Raw genomic sequence first — 19,894 nt, forward strand, 5'->3', positions numbered from 1 at the left:
GAATAGGTTGGCAATTCTATTGAATGCGCCGCAGGCACGGCAAGCGGCTTAACGCTTGTTTACTTTTCAGACAGCCCGAAACATTCTGCTATAATCCCGCCCCATTGTTTCTAAAATCAAAATCCGCCATGCACAGCCCCGATTTGTCCCAAACCCTTGCCAAAGACCGCCATTTTTTGCAACGCGCTTTCAGGCAGCCCGAAAAATTCGGCGGCTTGGCAAAAGTGCGCGAAAAATACGCCAAATCCCACGAAATCTACCAAAAACGCCGGCAAAACCTGCCCAAACCGCAGTTTGACGGCACGCTGCCCGTTCACGAGTGTTTGGACGACATCAAAACCGCCGTGCAAAACCACCAAGTTACCATTATTTGCGGCGAAACCGGTTCGGGCAAAACCACGCAACTGCCGAAAATTTGCTTGGAACTCGGACGCGGCGCGGCGGGTTTAATCGGACACACCCAGCCGCGCCGTTTGGCGGCGCGTTCCGTCGCCGCGCGGATTGCCGAAGAACTGGGGCAAAATATCGGACAATCAGTCGGTTATAAAGTGCGTTTTACCGACCACACCTCCCGCGATGCCTGCATCAAACTGATGACGGACGGCATTTTGCTTGCTGAAACCCAAACCGACCGCTACCTCACCGCCTACGACACCATCATTATTGACGAGGCGCACGAGCGCAGCCTGAACATTGATTTTCTGCTCGGCTACCTGAAACAGCTTTTGCCGCAACGCCCCGATTTAAAAATCATTATCACGTCCGCCACCATTGACGCGCAACGCTTTTCCGAGCATTTCAGCGGTGCGCCCGTGATAGAAGTGAGCGGGCGCACTTATCCCGTTGACGTGTTGTACCGCCCCCTGCACAGCACCGATGAGGACGAAGCGGAAATGGAAACCGCCGATGCCATCGCGGACGCGGCGGACGAATTGGCACGTTTCGGCGCGGGCGATATTTTGGTGTTTCTGCCCGGCGAGCGCGAAATCCGTGAAGCGGCGGACGCGCTGCGCAAATCGCCGCTCCGCCAAAATGATGAAATCCTGCCCCTGTTTGCCCGTTTGTCGGCGCAGGAGCAGCAAAAAATTTTCCACCCCAAAGGCGACACGCGGCGGATTATTTTGGCGACCAATGTTGCCGAAACTTCGCTGACCGTACCGCGAATCCGCTATGTGATTGACACGGGATTGGCACGGGTGAAACGCTATTCGGCGCGGGCGAAAGTGGAACAACTGCATGTGGAAAAAATTTCGCAGGCAGCCGCGCGGCAACGGGCGGGACGTTGCGGGCGCGTGGCGGCTGGCGTGTGCATCAGATTGTATTCGCAAGAGGATTTTGAACAACGCCCCGCATTTACCGACCCCGAAATTGTCCGCAGCAATTTGGCGGCGGTGATTTTGCGCATGGCGGCGTTGAAACTGGGCGATGTGGCGGCGTTTCCGTTTTTGGAAGCGCCGGAGCAGCGTTATATTAATGATGGGTTTCAGGTTTTGCAGGAATTGGGCGCAGTGGAGACTGTCTGAAATATTTGGTTGTTTATCGAAACAACGGTCGGTATGACATTTCTTACGAAATATTGCTTTATAATGTCCATTAATTTAAAGAGATCTTATTCTATGAACGAACACGATTTTCTACAAACCGCCAGTTTAAACGCCTTACTGGCTGCTTTTGCTAACGCCAAACCTTATGCTTGTGGCTACATTATTGAATCATCTTACAAAAGTAGTAAATACGAAGTTAATCCACTCACTGAGCAAATGTACCAAACTAATAATATGTTATTGAGCCAATATACAGGTTTGCCGTTTCAATTAAACAAAACCAAGCACCAATTCGTTATTCAATCTACAACAAGATGCGATGATTTTTTCGCCCAAATTTACCGCCGCATCCAGCAAAAACGCTTTGAAACACAAATCAGCGACAATGCATTTGAAGATGCTATTTTATTGTCATTTTTTGCCTTGCGTGGCAGCCCTGATTTTAAAATGAATTTTTACAGCTTGGATTTACTGCGTTCAGTTGTCAGCCCCAAATATTTGGACAACTTATTTAATCTGCTAACCAATTTAAGCGACTTGCGCCAACTCAATCTGAATTTTCGCGAGCTGCAAGAGCAGTTTGTTTCCGGTGAAAACGAACGCAATACCCAATTTCGCATCAATCTTCGCTATTTCAATGACCGTGTTGGCACACAATTAGCACAAATCAATCAATACAAAGCCGATATTTTACAGAATAACAAAGCCATTATTCAGGATAAAAGCATTGTCCAAAAAAATAGTAAAACCTTTGTGGAACGTATTATTTTTTATACTTCTAAAGTCTTAGACCAACATAAAACCAAACGTGAAATCGAGCAACTCCGCAAAGAGCTCGGCTTTCAATACGATAACGGAATTGATGCCAGAAACAAACGTAATCAAGGAATTGTGCAGTATGTCCGCGTATATTTCCCCGATGAGTGTGCGGCGTGCAAACAAGATTACGCGATTGCCGATCGTTCGTTTAAATACCGTCAATCAGACCGCTATTACATGGAAGTGCACCACTGCATCAGTTTTTCTGCCGACAGCACCTGCGACCAAATTGACAACCTTGTAAAACTCTGCCCGGCCTGTCATCGTGCCTTGAGCAAAAATCGTGCCGATGAAACTTATCAGCGTCGACTAATTAGCCAAATTTTTGATAATGCTCCTACCGCCAAAGCTTTTTGCTTAAATTTCGTAGACAATGAACAGCAGGCAGTTGATTTTGTTTACGAAAGACTTAGGTAACCATTTTAAATTAACGGAGAGATAAAATGTTAAATGATATACAGTTTTTTCAACAAGCGAATTTAATGCAATTATTAGTTGTATATGCAAATGCAAAACCTACGAATGGTGGCTTTGTAGTTGTTTCCAATTATAGGTCTTCAAAATATGCAACTATCCAACTTGCTAGCAATATTTACTCTCAGAATAATCAGCTTTTATCTAATTATTTTGGTTTGCCATTTATGCTAAATGACAATAATCATGAGTTATTTATTCAAAGTTCTTTTACTACTTTTAATTTTTTTGAAAAAATTTATCGGCAAATTGATAATTTAAAAAACACTATTTCTGCTGATAATTTTTTGAATATACTATTAATTTGCTTTTTTGGTCTTCGTGGTAGTATAGATATTAAAGGATCTTATTACACTACTGATTTACTAGATAGTGTTATTGTTCACAATCCAGATTATATTTCTAGGTTGCAAACATGGTTAGCTGCAATTAATATCAACATTAACGATAGGCATCAACAACCGCAATATATTCAAGGAGTTTCTTTACGAAATACTCAATTTAGAGTGCCATTACGATTCATTTTTAATCAGATTGGTTCAGAAATTCAGTATATTAATTTATATAAGTACAATATTTTGATTTCTAATCAAACAAAATTTTAAAATGAAATTATTAGATTTATTTTGTGGTGCAGGCGGTTTATCGCATGGTTTTGAAAGTGCGGGTTTTGATATTGCCTTGGGTGTAGACATAAATGCTGCTGCCTTGGAAACTTTCCTGCGCAACCACTGTAATGCGCAAACTTTATGCGGTGATTTGACTGACGATATGTTAAAACAGCAAATTATTGAAGCATCAAAACAAAACCAAGTACGCGGCATTTTGGGGGGGCCTCCTTGTCAGGGATTTTCTCTGAAAGGCAAAAAACTGGGTCTGCAAGATGAGCGTAATTTTCTGTTTCGCGAATATTTGAAACTGGTTGCTGCAATCCAACCCGATTTTATTGTGATGGAAAATGTCAAAGCCTTAGTAAGCACAGCAAATGGCTATTTTTTAAAAGAAATTACTCAAGAACTGGAAAATTTAGGGCTAACGGTGCGTTTAAAAATATTGAATGCACGTGAGTTTGGTGTTCCACAAAATCGAGAGCGCGTATTTATTGTCGGTATGAAAAAACAAACCTTTGATTTTTCCAGGCTGCCAACAGGCAACCGCGTAACTGTTGCCGATGCCATTAGTGATTTGCATTTTTTAGCAAGCGGTGAGGGTGCATTTGAACAAGATTACAAGTTGCCTGAAAATAGCGCATACCAATGCGAAATGCGTCAAAATTCGCGCAAGCTGTTTAATCATCAGGCAACCAACCACAATCAAATTGCACTGACCAAACTGAAAATGATACCACCTGAGGGTGATAAAAGCAGTCTGCCGCTTGAGTTGCGCGGCAAACAACAATTTGTTACGACATGGGCGCGACTCAAATGGCAGGAAGTATCGCCTACCATTGATACACGCTTTGACACACCGAGCAACGGCTGCAATTCTCATCCCGAGCTGCACCGTTCCATTACTCCGCGTGAAGCTGCACGCTTGCAGAGTTTCCCTGATGATTTTGTGTTCTACGGAAAAAAGACCGACATCTGCAAACAAATCGGTAATGCTGTTCCTCCCAAACTTGCGTTTGCTCTTGCATGCGCATTAAAACAATATTATTTCAATGACTTTATTTAACTTAATCACCGAAATCTACCACGTTGACTGTATTGCGAAAATGCGCGAAATGCACCAACAGAACCGTATTGTACAGCACATTATTACTGACCCTCCTTATGCCATTTCATCCGAAAATCAGTTTCATACCATGAAAAATCCGCGCCAAGGTGTGGATTTTGGCGACTGGGACTGGGATTTTGACCCTGCCGCATGGCTAGTAGATGCGTTTCCATTGCTGGATAAAAACGGTTCATTAATTATTTTTTGCTCATATAAATTCATTTCGCATATTTGCAACCAAATTGAAAAGCTTGGCGGTGTGGTAAAAGATGTGTTGGTCTGGCAAAAAGCCAACCCTATGCCGCGCAATATTCATCGGCGTTATGTACAGGACATGGAATTTGCCGTATGGGCGGTGAAAGGCAAAAGCAGCAAATGGGTATTTAACAAACCTGATGATGTGTCCTACCAACGCGCATTCTTTCAAACACCTACACTATTGGGCAAGGAACGTACTGCCCATCCTACACAAAAGCCTGTTGCATTGATGAAACGCATCATCCAAATCCATACCCGCCCCCTAGATACGGTATTTGACCCGTTTATGGGTGTAGGCTCAACAGGTATAGCAGCTTTGGCTTTGTATCGGCAGTTTATCGGTTGTGAGCAAGATGCCAAGTGGTTTGAAATTGCACAGCAGCGATTACGCTCTCAGGGCGGCTTAACTCACATTTAATCTCATTCCCGCTATGCAAAATACAAAAAACATCCAAATACCAAACACATCGTCTAATCAACCCCGCTACCGCCTAACCAAAATCGGCGAGCAAATGGCACGGTTGCCGATTGACCCCAAAATCGCCCGCATTTTATTGGCAGCACAAAAGCATGATTGTGTGGCGGAAATTTTGGTCATTGTCTCCGCACTGTCCATTCAAGACCCGCGCGAACGCCCGTTGGAAGCGCGGGAGGCGGCGAACAAGGCACACGAGCGTTTTGCCGATAAGCAATCCGATTTTCTCGCCTATTTGAATATTTGGGACAACTTCCAGCGCGAGCGCGATAAGGGTTTGACCAATAAGCAATTGGTGCAGTGGTGTCATCAATATTTTCTGTCGCATTTGCGGATGCGCGAGTGGCGCGAATTGCACCGCCAGCTTGCGGAAATTGCGGTGGAAATGGGTTTGACCAGCAAAGAACGCGCTTTCAGGCAGCCTGAAAAACAGGCGCAACTGATGCCGTCCGAAAATCAGGGCGACCAAGATTTGTCCGCCAAGTTCAAACAAAAACAATTGGATAAAAAACAGCACCGCGCCCAAATCCGTGCCAAAAAAGATGCGGGCTACGAACAAATCCACCGCGCCTTGCTCACGGGCTTGATTGCCAATGTCGGCATGAAATCGCCCGACAGCCACGACTACACCGGCGCGCGCGGCAGCCGTTTTTTCCTGTTTCCCGCGTCCGCGCTGTTCAAAAGCAAACCGAAATGGGTGATGGCGGCAGAACTGACTGAAACCACAAAGCTTTACGCCCGCGATGTTGCCGAAATCAAGCCGGAATGGATTGAGCAGGAAGCGGCGCATTTGGTGCGTTATCATTATTTTGAGCCGCATTGGGAACAGAAACGCGGCGAAGTGGTGGCGGCGGAACGGGTTACGCTCTACGGTTTGACCGTGCTGCCGCGCCGTCCGATTGCCTACGGCAAGGTTGCGCCCGATGAAGCGCGGGAGATTTTTATCCGCAGCGCGCTGGTGGCGCAGGAATGCGATTTGAAAGCGCCGTTTTTTGTGCATAATCAAAAACTGATACGCGAAATCAGCGAGTTGGAGCACAAATCGCGCAAGCAGGACGTATTGGTGGACGAAGAAGCCTTGTTTGAGTTTTACAATCAAAGGCTGCCTGAACGTTATACGCCGTCTGAAAAACAGTCGCTGCCCATCGCCGACATCCGCACCTTTGAAGCGTGGCGCAAAACCGCCGAGCGCGACAATCCGCACCTGCTGTTTCTCACCCGCGAAGAACTGATGCAGCACGCCGCCGCCCACATTACCGAAGAACAGTTCCCCAAATTTTGGCGCAATACAGACGGCAAATTCCCGCTTTCCTACCGTTTTGAACCGCATCACCCGCTTGACGGCGTAACCCTGACCGTGCCGCTTACCGTGCTGAACCGCCTCAATCCCTCCGAACTGGAATGGCTGGTTCCGGGCATGATACGCGAAAAATTACAGTTACTGATTAAAGCCTTACCGAAACAAATCCGCCGCGTGTGCGTACCCGTTCCCGACTTTATCACCGCCTTTCTCGCCGCCGACCCCGACCGCAGCCGTCCGATTTTGCCGCAACTCGCCCACGCCGTTGCCAAAACCGCCGGCGATATGCGCCTGTTGGAACAGATTAATTTGGACGATTGGGCGGCGCAGCCCCTGCCCGAACATTGCCGTTTCAATATCCGCGTGATTGATGACGGCAAACAGGAACTGGCGTGCGGGCGCGATTTGGTGCATATCCAGCAGCAGCTCGGCAACGCCGCCGCGCTCACCTTCCGAGACAATACCCAAGAATTTGAACGGGATACGGTAACGAATTGGGACATCGGCACGCTGCCTGAAAGCATCAAATTCGCACGCGGCAAACAACAGCTTACCGGCTATCTTGCCCTGCAAAAAGAAAAAAACGGCAACATCGCCCTGCGCCTGTTTGACACCCGCGAAGCCGCCGACCAAGCCCACCGTCAAGGCGTGATTGCGCTGATGCAGCTTCAACTCAAAGAGCATATGAAAGATTTAAACAAAGGCATTCAAGGATTTACCGAAGCGGCGATGCTGCTCAAACACATTCCCGCCGACACCTTGCGCGATGATTTGACTGCCGCCGTGTGCGACCGTGCTTTTATCGGCGAAGACGAACTGCCGCGCAACGAAAAAGCCTTTAAAGAACAAATTAAACGCGCCCGCAGCCGTCTGCCTGCCGTGAAAGAAGCCTTGAGCCGCCATTTGCAGGACACCGCCGCCGCCTATGCCGAACTCAACGGCAAACTCGGCAAACACCCGCTCACCCCCCTGCTGCGCCAACGCCTGAATGTTCTGCTGTCTGCCGGTTTCGCCACGCGCACGCCGTGGACGCAATGGGCGCGGCTGACTATCTATTTGAAAGCAATGGTGTTTCGTATGGAAAAATATTCGGGCAATCCGGCGCGTGATGCGGCGCGGGAAGCGGATATTCAGCAGCTTGAAGCGGTGTGGCAAGAGAAGGTGCAATCGCTGGCGCGGCAGAATTTGCCTGTTTCAGGCAGCCTGAATGATTTTTTGTGGCAACTGGAGGAATTGCGGGTTTCCTTGTTTGCGCAGGAGTTGAAGACGCCGTATCCGGTTTCAATTAAGAGATTAATTAAATATTTGAAAGATATTGAATAATAGAAATTAAAAATACTTAAAAATACCCATAACCACATATTGACCACGACCATCCAACTATTGACAAATTTTCTAAATTTAATTTATTATTACAAAGCCTACTTTTTCAGGAAGCAGGGAAGCTGTAACAGTTTGTCAAGCACGCATTGGTATCAATGCGCGACAAGACGAGCGGGATTATGATGTGTCGTATTGCATAAATGCGCCTCCGTAATCAAGTTATGGTGAGTGTACTCCACTCTTAACATATAATGGCATTTTAAACGGGGTAATAAAAGTTACCCTCGGCTATACTGGGGAGCGCTAGAATTAGGACTGCCATAATCCTGCTCCCTAGTTTTGCTAACTCATTAAAAGGTCTAATCTAAATAGTGTTCCTATGATAAAAAAACCTAATCATCCTTGGTTTAAAAAAAAGGGATATCTACACTTTGATATGCCAATTTCAGTTAAACAAGCAGAATCCCTTGTTTTATCAAAACAAAATATTAAGTCGCATAGTTTTTACCCGTTTCTGCATTACGAGATACCCAAATTAAAAGTAAGAGTAATTGATGGGAAAATTACTCGCGACAAGAAAAGTAACCCAAATATCAAAAAACGTCCTATTTCATATGCAGCACATCGAGATAGTCATATTTTTGCATACTATAATTATATTCTTTCACAAAAATATGAAGACATCATCCTAAATAGTTACAATCATTTAGACAAATGTGTTTTAGCATTTAGAAAACTAGGCAAAAGTAACATAGATTTTGCAAAACTTGCATTTGATACTATTAGAGAACTTGGTAATTGCTCTGTTTTAGCATTGGATATCACGGGATTTTTTGATAATTTAAACCATGAGATTTTGAAGAAATCATGGTGCAGAATTTTAAATACAGATATTTTACCTGAAGACCATTATGCAGTTTATCGTGCAATAACAAAATTTTCTAAAATTAATGTAAATGACGTTTTGCAACATTTTTGCATTCCCAAAAATACAGCAAATCTAAAATCATATAAGCGCATTTGTTCTGCACAAGAATTTCGTAGCTTTAGAAAGCAATATCCAAACAAAATTACTCAAAATAGTAAAAATATAGGTATTCCCCAAGGTTCCCCTATTAGTGCCCTATTATCCAATATTTATATGTTAGATTTTGACATTTCTGTTTTTGAATATATCAACAAGTTAAATAAAAATTTTGTATATATGCGATATTGCGACGACATTCTATGTATTGTCAATAAAGAAAATATAAACGCAGTAAATGATTTTGTTATTAAAAAAATAGAAGAGCTGAGATTAACCATTAATCAGGAGAAAACCGAGATTGTTCACTTTTCTCAATATCAAGCCAAGCAATTAAAAAGTGATAGAGCATTACAATATTTAGGATTTATTATGGAGAACAACTCCATCAGTTTGCGTTCTACAGGACTCACTCGTTATTCCAATAGAATGAAGCGAGGAGTAAGTTTAGCAAAGCAAACTCATAGAAAATATTCCATTATCAGAAGTAGTAGAGGAAAACCTATAAAAAAATTATATAAGAAGCAGTTATATTCAAGATACAGCCACTTCGGTAGGCGTAATTTCATTTCATATGGAAAAAAAGCAGCAACTGCTTTTAAATCTAAAATTATTAGCAAGCAATTATATTCTTTGCATAAACGGTTAATTAGAGAAATAGCATCATAATTATGCCCGAACTCCCCGAAGTAGAAACCACCCTGCGCGGCATCGCCCCGTATATCAACAGTAAAACCGTTTCCCGCGTAACAGTGCGCCAGCCCAAATTGCGCTGGCCTGTCCCCGCCGATTTGCCCGATACCCTGCGCGGGCAAACCGTGCGCGAATGCCGCCGCCGTGCCAAATATCTGATTATCCGTTTTGATATGGGTATTTTATTGATTCATTTAGGCATGTCAGGCAGCCTGCGTGTGTTTCGCGGCGATGCGCCCGATGCGGGTAAACACGACCATGTGGACATCGCGTTTGCCGACAACACCGTTTTGCGTTACCACGACCCGCGCCGTTTCGGTGCGGTTTTGTGGTTTGCGGGGGTGGCGGAGCATCACCCTTTGTTGGCGAATTTGGGCGTTGAGCCTTTGCAAGACGGTTTTACCGCCGAATACCTGTTCGCCGTGCTGCAAAAGCAGTCGCGCCCGATTAAAACGGCGTTGATGGACAATGCCGTAGTGGTCGGCGTGGGCAATATTTATGCCAACGAAAGCCTGTTTCAGGCAGCCTTGTTGCCGACCCGACCCGCCAAGTCTTTGAGTTTGGACGACTGCGCCCGTTTGGTGGCGGCGGTGAAAGCGATTTTGGCGCGGGCAATTGAAAAAGGCGGCAGCACGCTGCGCGATTTTGTCGATAGCGAAGGCAAAAGCGGTTATTTCCAGCAGGAATATGCGGTGTACGGGCGTGCGGGTTTGCCGTGTCCGCAGTGCGCCGCGCCGGTTGAAAAAAGCGTGATTGGGCAGCGCGGTACGTTTTATTGTGCCGTATGCCAAATTTAGGGGCTGTTGTACAATACCCGAAACGGTCGATGCGACAGGTTTCGGGTATTTTTTATGGAATCGATTTTGGAATTGCGCCATTTGCGGACTTTGACGGCGCTGGCGGATACGGGCAATGTGTCGGCGGCGGCGGGACGGGTGTTTTTGACCCAATCGGCGTTGTCGCACCAAATCCGCATGTTGGAAAAGCATTTCGGCACGCCCTTGTTTGAACGCAAATCCGTGCCTTTGCGCTTTACCCCTGCGGGCGAGCGTTTGTTGAAGCTGGCGCGGGAAATTTTGCCTTCGGTGGCGGCGGCGGAGCGCGATTTGACCCAAATCGTTCACGGTGAAGCGGGGCAGTTGCGTTTGGCGGTGGAGTGCCACACCTGTTTTGATTGGCTGATGCCCGCGATGGGCGTGTTTCGTCCGCAGTGGCCGCAGGTGGAGTTGGACATCGTGTCGGGGTTTCAGGCAGACCCTGTGGCGTTGTTGTTGGCGCAACGGGCGGATTTGGCGGTGGTTTCTGAAGCGGTGGCGCAGCCCGATATTGTGTTTTATCCGCTTTTTGCCTACGAAACGGTGGGCATTTGTGCGCCCGAACACCCGCTTGCGGCACAAAAAATCTGGCAGGCACAGGATTTTGCCGATGAAACGCTGATTAGCTATCCCGTGCCGGACGATATGTTGGATTTGTTGCGCAAAGTGCTGTTGCCGCAGGGAATTTATCCGCAGCGCCGTACCAGCGAACTCACCATTGCCATTGTGCAGTTGGTGGCGAGCCGGCGCGGGATTGCCGCGCTGCCGCGTTGGTCGGTGCTGCCCTATGTGGAGAAAAACTATATTGTGGCGCGACAAATCGGGCGTCCGCCCCTACAAAGCGAGCTGTACGCCGCTTTGCGCCGCCAAGATGCCCAACGCGCTTATCTGAACGACTTTTGCGCCATCATGCGCCGCGAGAGCTTTGCCAATCTCGAAGGGCTGACCCCGCTTGCCAACAGCCCTTGAACATACAGGGTTTTGTCCTTATATTCCCGATTGAAAAACAAGTTATCGCTCTATTTTCCGCCAAAATTTCCTATCGGTTTTTCCCCTTGTTTCCCCTTGGTCAAACAAGGGGAAAACGCCGCGCCGCACAACAGGAGAACCGCCATGACCGAACTTGCCGAACTGCGCCAACGTTACACCGACCACGCCGCCACCTTGCCCGATGGTGCGCGGCAGTCGCTGCTCAATGCTCTTGCCCTTGCCGACACGCACTATCCCGCCGATGCGCGTGGCACGCAGGCGGGCGAACCTTTGATGCCGCGCCTGCTTTCCGCCGCGCTGATGGTGGCGGAGATGGACTTGCTGCCCGATGCCGTTGCCGCCACCGTACTCACCAACCTGCCGCGTTTTTACCCCGATTGGGCAGAAACCATTACCGAACAATGCGGCGCGTCCGTGTGCCAACTCGTGCGCGGCATTGACGAAGTGCAAAAACTCACCCACCTCACCCGCATGGACGCGCACGCCACCCCCGAAGAACGCGCCCGCCAAGCCGAAACCATGCGCAAAATGCTGCTGGCGATGGTGTCCGACATCCGCGTGGTGCTGATTAAACTCGCGTTGCGCACCCGCACCATGCAGTATTTGAGCCAAGTTCCCGACAGCCCCGCCGTGCGCACCCTTGCCAAAGAAACGTTGGACATTTTCGCCCCGCTCGCCAACCGCTTGGGCGTGTGGCAGCTCAAATGGCAGCTCGAAGACTTGGGTTTCCGCCACCACAACCCCGAAGAATACCGCCGCATCGCCAAACTGCTGGACGAAAAACGCGAAGAACGCTTGGAATACATTGAAAATTTTCTCAACACCCTGCGCGGCGAAATGGACAAAGCCCGCATTCATTATGACGTGGCAGGCCGTCCCAAGCACATTTATTCCATTTACAAAAAAATGGTCAAGAAAAAGCTGGACTTTGACGGCTTGTACGACATTCGCGCCGTGCGGATTTTGGTGGACAGCGTGGCGGAGTGTTACAGCACTTTGGGCATCGTCCACAGCCTGTGGCAGCCGATTCCGGGCGAGTTTGACGACTATATTGCCAATCCGAAAGGCAACGGCTATAAAAGTTTGCACACCGTGATTGTCGGGCCGCAGGACAAGGGCATCGAAGTGCAAATCCGCACCTTTGAAATGCACGAGTTCAACGAATTCGGCGTGGCGGCGCACTGGCGTTACAAAGAGGGCGGCAAGGGCGACAGTGCCTACGAACAAAAAATCGCGTGGTTGCGCCAACTGCTGGATTGGCGCGAAAACATGGCGCAAAGCGGCACGGAAGATTTGGCGTCCGCCTTTCAAACCGAATTGTTCAACGACACCATTTATGTGCTGACCCCGCACGGCAAAGTGTTGTCGCTGCCTGCGGGCGCCACGCCGATTGATTTTGCCTACGCGCTGCACAGCGATTTGGGCGACCGTTGTCGCGGCGCGAAAGTGGACGGGCAAATCGTGCCTTTGTCCACCGCTTTGGAAAACGGGCAGCGCGTGGAAATCATCGCCGCGAAAACAGGCGAACCTTCGGTGAACTGGTTGCACGAAGGCTGGGTGAAAAGCAGTCGCGCCATCGGCAAAATCCGCGCCCATATCCGCCGCCAAAACGCCGAAACCATTCGCGAAGACGGCAAAAACCAGTTTGACAAAATCGTGGCGAAAATCCACCCGAAGCCAAACCAGCAGCAGCTTTGCGAAAAACTGGGTTTCAGGCAGCTTGAGGATTTGTACACCGCCATCGGGCAGGGCGAACTCACGCCCCGCGCCGTGCAAAAAGCCTGCGAAACCGCGCCGCCGCCGCCGCCCGTTAATCCGCAAAGCATTGTCCGCAAGTCAAAAATCAAAAAAACGGGCGGTAACGGCGTGTTGGTGGACGGCGAGGACGGCTTGATGACCAATTTGGCAAAATGCTGCAAACCCGCGCCGCCCGACCTGATTGGCGGTTTCGTTACCCGCGAGCGCGGCATTTCCATTCACCGCCAAAGCTGTACGGATTTCGTCAATTTGTCGCGGCAGCACCCCGAAAAAGTGCTGCCCGCAAGCTGGGCGGCGGACGGCGCGGAACAGGTGTTTGCCATCGGCATTGAGGTGCGGGCGCACGACCGTGCCGGTTTGCTGCGCGATGTGTCCGACACTTTTACCCGCCACAAGCTGAACGTTACCGCCGTGCAAACGCAGTCGCGCAATCTGGAAGCGGCGATGCGCTTTACGCTGGAGGTGAAGCAGGTGGACGATTTGCCGCGCGTGCTGGCATCGGTGGCGGAGGTGAAGGGTGTGATGAGTGTGATGCGTTTGTAAAAAAGGTTTCAGGCAGCCTGCGTTTGGGAACGCGGCTGCCTGAAAGAACATTTAAAGGATAAACAAAATGTTAGGCTTGGCAATTTTATTCGGATTGGCGGTATGGTGTGTCGTTACCCTGATTGCCACGCTGATTGGCTACACAATCGGCAAGAAAAAGGGCATGGTAACGGGATTTATGCTGACGATGGGCGGCTGGTTGGTTTGGTGGGCGGTGGAGTTTGCCTATATTCAAGCGAAAGTCAGCTATTTGTGCCACACAGAAGCGGGAACAACCGTATATGTAACGCCCGAACAATGGCGCAAACAGATTGGGGAGGCAGAGTGGCAAACCTTACAAGAAGATTTTAAAAATATTAGCAGTAATTGGACGGTTGAGTTTAATGGGAAAAAGTATTATGGCTTAAATCAACCCAATAGACGATTGATTAACTTTTATGCTCGCGATAAGAATTCCGATGGTATTAGTGATTATGATGAAATTTATGTGGATAAAATCACAAATCAAGTGTTATTTACTCAACGTTTCTTTTCAGTAGGCACACCAGCCATTGCAAACTCATTAGAGGGATTAAAATTTTGGCTGGATAGGGTTGATGACTGTGGTCCTGATAATGATGAAGACAGGTTTTTTCATCGGAATTATACAAATTATTCAATAGAGTAAATCGTAGTAGTAGGCGTAGGGTGCGCCATGCGCACCATCTATTTGAAAAATCGGAAAAACGGTGCGCTGGGCGCACCCTACAACGGGCGTTCCCTCCCCTGCTTGCGGGGGAGGGCTGGGGTGGGGGTGCAACGCTGCATTTCAAAGCGGATTTTTCTTTAAAAACGGACTGCGTTTCCCCCACCCTGACCCTCCCCCGTAAACGGGGGAGGGAATATTTTTGCACCATGTATTTGAGAAACCGGAAAAACGGCGGGCGAAACATTTTCAGGCTGCCTGAAAACCCCGCATCACGCTCTGGAACGTGCCGTGATGCGGTTCAAACGATACACCGCCAAGCCCGACAGCAAGATGAAAAATGCCGTCATTCCCACATTTGCGGGAATGACGGTGTTGTGGTTTTGGGTCAAATTGATGATGCGCTTTGGGGCATTATTGCGGCTTCAGCTTGGCGGTGGCGGCTTTGTCCAGTTTGCAGTTGTCCACAATCACGGCATTGGTTTTGCCCTGACGCACGGACAACACGCCGCCGTCCACTTGGGTGATGGTGTCGCCGTTGGCGGGTTTGGTCGTCCACATGGTGCCGTCCGCATCGATGCTGACAAAGCGGTTGCCCGCCGCGCCGCCGTCTTGGGCAAACAGCCCCGGTGAAATGATGTTGTTGATTTTCACTTGCGCCACCACCACGCGCTTGTCTTTGATGCCGTACATGGCGTTGAGTTTGACCGTGCCGCCCTGCGATTGGCAAATGTAGGCGGCTTCTTTTTTGCTGTCGATGGTCAGCTCGGCGGCAAACGCGCCCGCACAGGCAAACAGTGCGGTGCAAGCGGCAATCACGGTTTTCATTATCGCGTCCTTTCGCAATTTGGGGAGAAAACGCCATTATAAACCCGCGCCGTGTTGCCGTGTGTTTGTGCGGCGTTAAACTTCGTTGGCGGCAAACCATGCCGATACGGTGTGTTCCACTTCGTCAATGCCTTGCTTTTTCAGGCTGGAAAACAGTTGTACGGTGGCGTTTTGCCCGCGCGCGCGCAAGGATTGTTTGACCGCCGACAAGGTTTTGATTTGTTCGTTCTTGGATAATTTGTCGGCTTTGGAAAGCAGAATATGCACGGGCTTGCCGGTGGGGGCGAAAAAGTCCAGCATTTGCCCGTCGGCGGGTTTGAGCGGGTGCCGTGCGTCCATAATCAGCAGCAGCCCGATGAGCTGGCGGCGCGTTTGCAGGTATTGCCCCAGCAGGGTAATCCAGTGGGCGCGTACCGCTTCGGGGACTTGCGCGTAGCCGTAGCCCGGCAAATCCGCCAGAAACGCGCCGCTTGCCAGCTCGAAAAAATTGATGTGTTGGGTGCGTCCCGGTGTTTTGGAAACATACGCCAAACGCACGTGGTTGCACAGGGTGTTGATGGCGCTGGATTTGCCCGCGTTGCTGCGCCCGACAAAGGCAATTTCGGCGGGGGTGTCGGGCAGGTCTTTCAAGTGATTGACGGTGGTAAAGAATTTGGCGTTTTGAAAAAGGCGGCTCATGGCAGGTTCGGTGTACGCAGTGGCAATATTGGTATAGAATACCATGCTTGGCGGGGTAAAATCCATTCACGAACCACATTAGGGCGTGTCATCATTTACTTATGCGGCGGTATTTTCAGCCCAAATGAGCACCTGCCGCGTTGAAAATCCTTGCACGGTGTCCGGCCTTGCGCGGGTTTTCGCCCTGTATCTGCGGATTTTTGCTTGAAAAACCGCTTCGCAAAGCCGTTGATGACACGCCCTGGCTTATTCTACCGCCGTGTACGGCGGGTTTCAAACCAAAAAGGAATTTTGATGAAACGATTGTTTATTGCATTGGGGATGTTGGGCAGCGCGGCAGTCGCCGCACCGCAGGCGGAGTTGGCAAAAGGCAAGCAGATTGCCGAACAGGTTTGCGCTGCCTGCCACGCCGCAGACGGCAACAGCAACATCGCCGCCTATCCGCGCTTGGCAGGTCAGCACCACAAGTTTATTTTCAAGCAAACCAAAGACATCAAAGAAGGCAAACGCACAACGGGCGCTGCCGCTTCCATGATGGCGGCGATACAGCAGTTGAGCGACGACGACATCCGCAACGTGGCCGCATTCTACGCCGCACAGCAGGCGCGTCCGGGCGAAACCAATCCCAAAGCCAATCCGCAATTGGGCGCGAAAATCTTCCGTGGCGGCTTGCCCGAGAAAAAAATCCCCGCCTGCATGGCGTGCCACAGCCCCAACGGTGCGGGCATTCCCGCCGGCGGCACCGAAGTTACCGCCTATCCGCGCCTGAGCGGGCAACATGCCGACTACGTGGTCGAGCAGCTCAAAGCCTACGCCGCCGACAAACGCACCGGCAACATGATGCGCGACATTGCCAAACGCATGAGCGAAGAAGACATGAAAGCCGTTGCCAACTTCATTCAAGGCTTGCATTAAGGTGCGTCATTGTTTGATATTTTCTGATGAAAATCAGTGAAATATAAAACGCCGTCATTTCCGCGCATGCGCAAATCCACTACACGACGACCTGCGGGCAATGTTTCGTCAAGGTTTGTTTGGGTTTGTCGTTGGATTTCCGCCCGCGCGGGCATGGCGGTGCCGTGTTGTTCAGCCAATTGGTGAAACACCGCTTGCCCGCTATCGGGCAAAGGTTTCCGCTTGGCGGGTGATGCGCCCCAAACCGCCGCATTGGCGAATTTTATCTCGGGTCGTCCGAACGGTAAAAACCGTTTCAGACGACCCGAATCGGCGTACAATACCGCGATTTTCCGTCTGATTTTTTCCCATGCCCCGAAACGCGAACAAAATCCCCCTTATCCGCCGCCCTTGGTTTGCCTTTTTAAGCTCGATGCGTTTTGCCGTTGCGCTTTTGTGCGTGTTGGCGGTGGCGTCCGTCATCGGCACCGTGTTGCAGCAAAACCAGCCGCCGCAAAACTATGTGGTCAAATTCGGCCCGTTTTGGGCGGAAATGTTCCGCGCCTTGGGGCTGTTTGACGTTTACGCTTCATGGTGGTTCGTGCTGATTATGCTGTTTTTGGTACTCAGCACGGGCTTGTGCCTGTGGCGCAACATTCCCCCGTTTGTGCGCGAAATGCGCTCGTTCCGTCTGAACGCCACTGCCAAATCACTGGCACACATGCGCCACAACACGCAAATCGAAGGTTTGCGCCCCGCCCTCGCCGCCCGTTATCTGACGGTAAACGGCTTCCGCGTGAAAAGCCAAACCCGCCAAGACGGCAGCGTGCTGCTCGCCGCCAAAAAAGGCACGGCAAACAAATGGGGCTATATATTGGCGCACAGTGCCTTAATCGTCATCTGCACGGGCGGGCTGATAGACAGCAACCTGCTGCTCAAGCTGGGCATGCTCGGCGGGAAAATCGTTCCCGACCAACACGCCGTGTTCGCCCGCGATTTCCAACCCGAAAGCACGCTCGGCACGGGCAATCCCTCCTTTCGCGCCAATGCTGAAATTGTCGAAGGGCAAACGGCAGACGTGGCGTTTGTCAATGCCGACAAAGGGCTGCTGCTGCAACAATTGCCCTTTGCCATCGAATTGAAAAAATTCCACATCGATTTTTACGACACGGGCATGCCCAAAGATTTCGCCAGCGATTTGCGCATCACCGACAAAGTCACCGGCGAACAGCACGAAACCACCATCCGCGTCAATCACCCGCTCACCTACAAAGGGCTGACCGTGTATCAGGCAAGCTACGGCGACGGCGGCTCGGATTTGCAGTTCCGTACATGGAATTTGGGCGGAACGGGCGCAGCCGTGCCGATGAAAGCCGTGTCGCAACGCCAATACCCGCTCGACTTGGGCGACACGGGGCGTTACCGTTTGGAATTTGGCGAACTGCGCGTTTACAATGTGGAAAACGTGGAAGCAACGGACGATAAAGACACCCGCAGCGTGCGTCAGGGCAAAAAATTTCAAAATGTCGGGCCCACCATCACCTTCAAGCTGCGCGACGGCGCGGGGCAGGCCCGCGAATACGTCAATTATCTGCTGCCCCTGCTGCGCGAAGGCAATTTGTTTTTCGCCACGGGCGAGCGCGACCATGCCAATGCGCCCTACCGTTGGTTGATGATTCCCGCAGACGCGCAGGGCAAGCCGGACGGGTTTATGGCATTGCGGGCGACTTTGCTCAACCCCGAAGCACGGGCGGCGGTGATTGACAAAACGGTGGCGGCGGTGGGCGAAGACAAACGCCCGCAATTCAAACTGGCGGTGGAAAACCTGCTGGCGCAGTTTGTGCGCGGCGGGTTTCGCGAAATCGACCGCCACATTCAAACCACCGTCCCCGCCGCAGAGCAGCAGAAAACGGGCGAATTGATGTATCAGATTTTGGTCGGTACGATGCACACCCTGCTCGATGACGCGCTGGTTCGCCACAAGCTGCCGCCCATGCCCGCAGGCGAAGCCAAAAGCACTTTCGTGCTGAACAGCTTGGACGCGTACACGGGTTTGACGGGTTTTTCTTCGCCGGTGCTGATGCAGCTTACGGGCTACAAGCAGGTGAATATGTCGGGTTTGCAAATCAGCAAATCGCCCGGTGCGGGCTTGGTGTATCTCGGTTCGCTGCTGCTGGTGTTGGGAACGGTGTTTATGTTTTATGTGCGCGAAAAACGGGCGTGGCTGTTGTTTGACGGCGGTTCGGCGCGGTTTGCGATGTCGTCTTCGCGCAGCGAGCGCGATTTGCGGCGCGAGTTTCCCGAGCATGTGGAAAAATTGGGTATTTTGGCACGCGATATGGGGGAAAAAACCTGATGAAAACGCGGGTATTGCCGCGCACGCGCTGGTCGTCGCCCGCTTTGTGGCGACCCACGCCGGTGTCGCTGGCGGTGCTGGTGTCGTCTTTGGCACTGTTTGGCATCGGCGAGGGAATGTTGGTGATTGCGGCATTGGGTTCGACGCCTTGGGTGGTGTTCGCGCAGGGGATTGCGCAAACGACGGGCATCGGTTTGGGCTGGGCGACGTTTTGGGTGAGCGCGGGGGTGATGTTGTTGTGGCTGCCGTTGCGGATGCGTCCGGGCTTGGGGACGCTGTTGAATATGGTGGTGATTGCGGCGGTGTTGGGGGCGTTTGTGCAATGGTTGCCCGCGCCGGCGCATTGGGCGTTGCGGGCGGGTTTGTGCGTGGGCGGGGTGCTGACGGTGGGGGTGGCTTCGGCACTGTATCTGACCTGTCATCTCGGGGCGGGCCCGCGAGACGGGCTGATGGTGGGGATTTGTCGGGCAACGGGTTGGCGCATCGGGGCGGTGCGGACGGTGTTGGAGGTGTCGGTATGCGCGGCGGGTTGGCTGTTGGGCGGTACGTTGGGGGTGGGGACGTTGCTGTTTGCTTTCGGTGTGGGCTGGGTGGTGCAAACGGCGGTCGGTGTGATGAGGCATGGGGGCGAACCTGCCTGATTGCCGTCCGCCGTTTTGCCCGAATGATATAGTTGATTAAAATCGCAACGATACGGCGTTGCCAACGCCCTTATGTACGA

Annotated in this window: 16 protein-coding genes; 14 read left to right on the forward strand and 2 right to left on the reverse strand. The window is 50.6% G+C overall.

Annotated features, from left to right (window positions below; all coding sequences use genetic code 11):
• The first annotated feature begins 128 nt into the window (after positions 1 to 128).
• From hrpA to G392_RS0104005, 11 genes are all read left to right on the forward strand, one after another.
• Entirely contained in the window at positions 129 to 1,523 is a 1,395-nt protein-coding gene (gene hrpA / locus G392_RS0103955; RefSeq protein WP_027009182.1) for an ATP-dependent RNA helicase HrpA, read from the forward strand.
• Between the two features lie 93 nt (positions 1,524 to 1,616).
• A complete protein-coding gene (locus tag G392_RS13235; protein ID WP_169718739.1) occupies positions 1,617 to 2,780 on the forward strand; it encodes an HNH endonuclease in 1,164 nt (387 codons plus the stop codon).
• 26 nt (positions 2,781 to 2,806) lie between these two features.
• Entirely contained in the window at positions 2,807 to 3,442 is a 636-nt protein-coding gene (locus G392_RS12060; protein ID WP_034334393.1) for a hypothetical protein, read from the forward strand.
• A gap of 1 nt (position 3,443) precedes the next feature.
• Positions 3,444 to 4,511, forward strand: a complete 1,068-nt coding sequence (locus G392_RS0103975) for a DNA cytosine methyltransferase (RefSeq protein ID WP_034334395.1) — start codon at positions 3,444 to 3,446, stop codon at positions 4,509 to 4,511.
• Complete coding sequence (locus G392_RS0103980; RefSeq protein ID WP_156900793.1) at positions 4,498 to 5,229, forward strand: DNA-methyltransferase; 732 nt, start codon at positions 4,498 to 4,500, stop codon at positions 5,227 to 5,229. Before G392_RS0103975 ends, G392_RS0103980 begins: the two co-directional genes overlap by 14 nt.
• Before the next feature lie 13 nt (positions 5,230 to 5,242).
• Positions 5,243 to 7,909, forward strand: coding sequence for a DUF3418 domain-containing protein (locus G392_RS12065; protein WP_051255567.1), 2,667 nt, complete (start codon positions 5,243 to 5,245; stop codon positions 7,907 to 7,909).
• Between the two features lie 379 nt (positions 7,910 to 8,288).
• Entirely contained in the window at positions 8,289 to 9,602 is a 1,314-nt protein-coding gene (gene drt2, locus G392_RS12070; RefSeq protein WP_034334397.1) for an antiviral reverse transcriptase Drt2, read from the forward strand.
• Between the two features lie 2 nt (positions 9,603 to 9,604).
• On the forward strand, positions 9,605 to 10,423 hold the full coding sequence (mutM, locus tag G392_RS0103990; protein WP_027009186.1) for a bifunctional DNA-formamidopyrimidine glycosylase/DNA-(apurinic or apyrimidinic site) lyase: 819 nt from the start codon (positions 9,605 to 9,607) through the stop codon (positions 10,421 to 10,423).
• Between the two features lie 54 nt (positions 10,424 to 10,477).
• A complete protein-coding gene (locus G392_RS0103995) occupies positions 10,478 to 11,410 on the forward strand; it encodes a LysR family transcriptional regulator (RefSeq protein ID WP_027009187.1) in 933 nt (310 codons plus the stop codon).
• A 144-nt stretch (positions 11,411 to 11,554) separates the two neighbouring features.
• Entirely contained in the window at positions 11,555 to 13,732 is a 2,178-nt protein-coding gene (locus G392_RS0104000; RefSeq protein ID WP_027009188.1) for a RelA/SpoT family protein, read from the forward strand.
• A gap of 67 nt (positions 13,733 to 13,799) precedes the next feature.
• Positions 13,800 to 14,399 carry a hypothetical protein gene (locus G392_RS0104005; protein WP_027009189.1) on the forward strand — a complete coding sequence of 200 codons (600 nt, stop codon included), beginning with the start codon at positions 13,800 to 13,802 and terminating at the stop codon, positions 14,397 to 14,399.
• A gap of 432 nt (positions 14,400 to 14,831) precedes the next feature.
• Here the strand turns inward: G392_RS0104005 and G392_RS0104010 are convergent, their stop codons facing one another.
• Together G392_RS0104010 and yihA are read right to left on the reverse strand one after the other, a co-directional pair.
• Entirely contained in the window at positions 14,832 to 15,245 is a 414-nt protein-coding gene (locus tag G392_RS0104010; RefSeq protein ID WP_051255568.1) for a hypothetical protein, read from the reverse strand.
• A 75-nt stretch (positions 15,246 to 15,320) separates the two neighbouring features.
• Positions 15,321 to 15,923, reverse strand: a complete 603-nt coding sequence (gene yihA / locus G392_RS0104015) for a ribosome biogenesis GTP-binding protein YihA/YsxC (RefSeq protein ID WP_027009191.1) — start codon at positions 15,921 to 15,923, stop codon at positions 15,321 to 15,323.
• Positions 15,924 to 16,217: 294 nt separating this feature from the next.
• Here yihA and G392_RS0104025 point away from each other — a divergent pair, with 294 nt between their 5' ends.
• From G392_RS0104025 to yczE, 3 genes are all read left to right on the forward strand, one after another.
• Entirely contained in the window at positions 16,218 to 16,838 is a 621-nt protein-coding gene (locus tag G392_RS0104025) for a c-type cytochrome (RefSeq protein ID WP_027009192.1), read from the forward strand.
• 349 nt (positions 16,839 to 17,187) lie between these two features.
• Positions 17,188 to 19,173, forward strand: coding sequence for a cytochrome c biogenesis protein ResB (locus G392_RS0104035; RefSeq protein WP_027009194.1), 1,986 nt, complete (start codon positions 17,188 to 17,190; stop codon positions 19,171 to 19,173).
• Entirely contained in the window at positions 19,173 to 19,814 is a 642-nt protein-coding gene (yczE, locus tag G392_RS14305; RefSeq protein ID WP_027009195.1) for a membrane protein YczE, read from the forward strand. Before G392_RS0104035 ends, yczE begins: the two co-directional genes overlap by 1 nt.
• The last annotated feature ends 80 nt before the right edge of the window (positions 19,815 to 19,894 follow it).

The organism is Conchiformibius kuhniae DSM 17694 (assembly GCF_000428785.1).
In the GTDB taxonomy this organism is placed as follows: Bacteria; Pseudomonadota; Gammaproteobacteria; order Burkholderiales; family Neisseriaceae; genus Conchiformibius; species Conchiformibius kuhniae.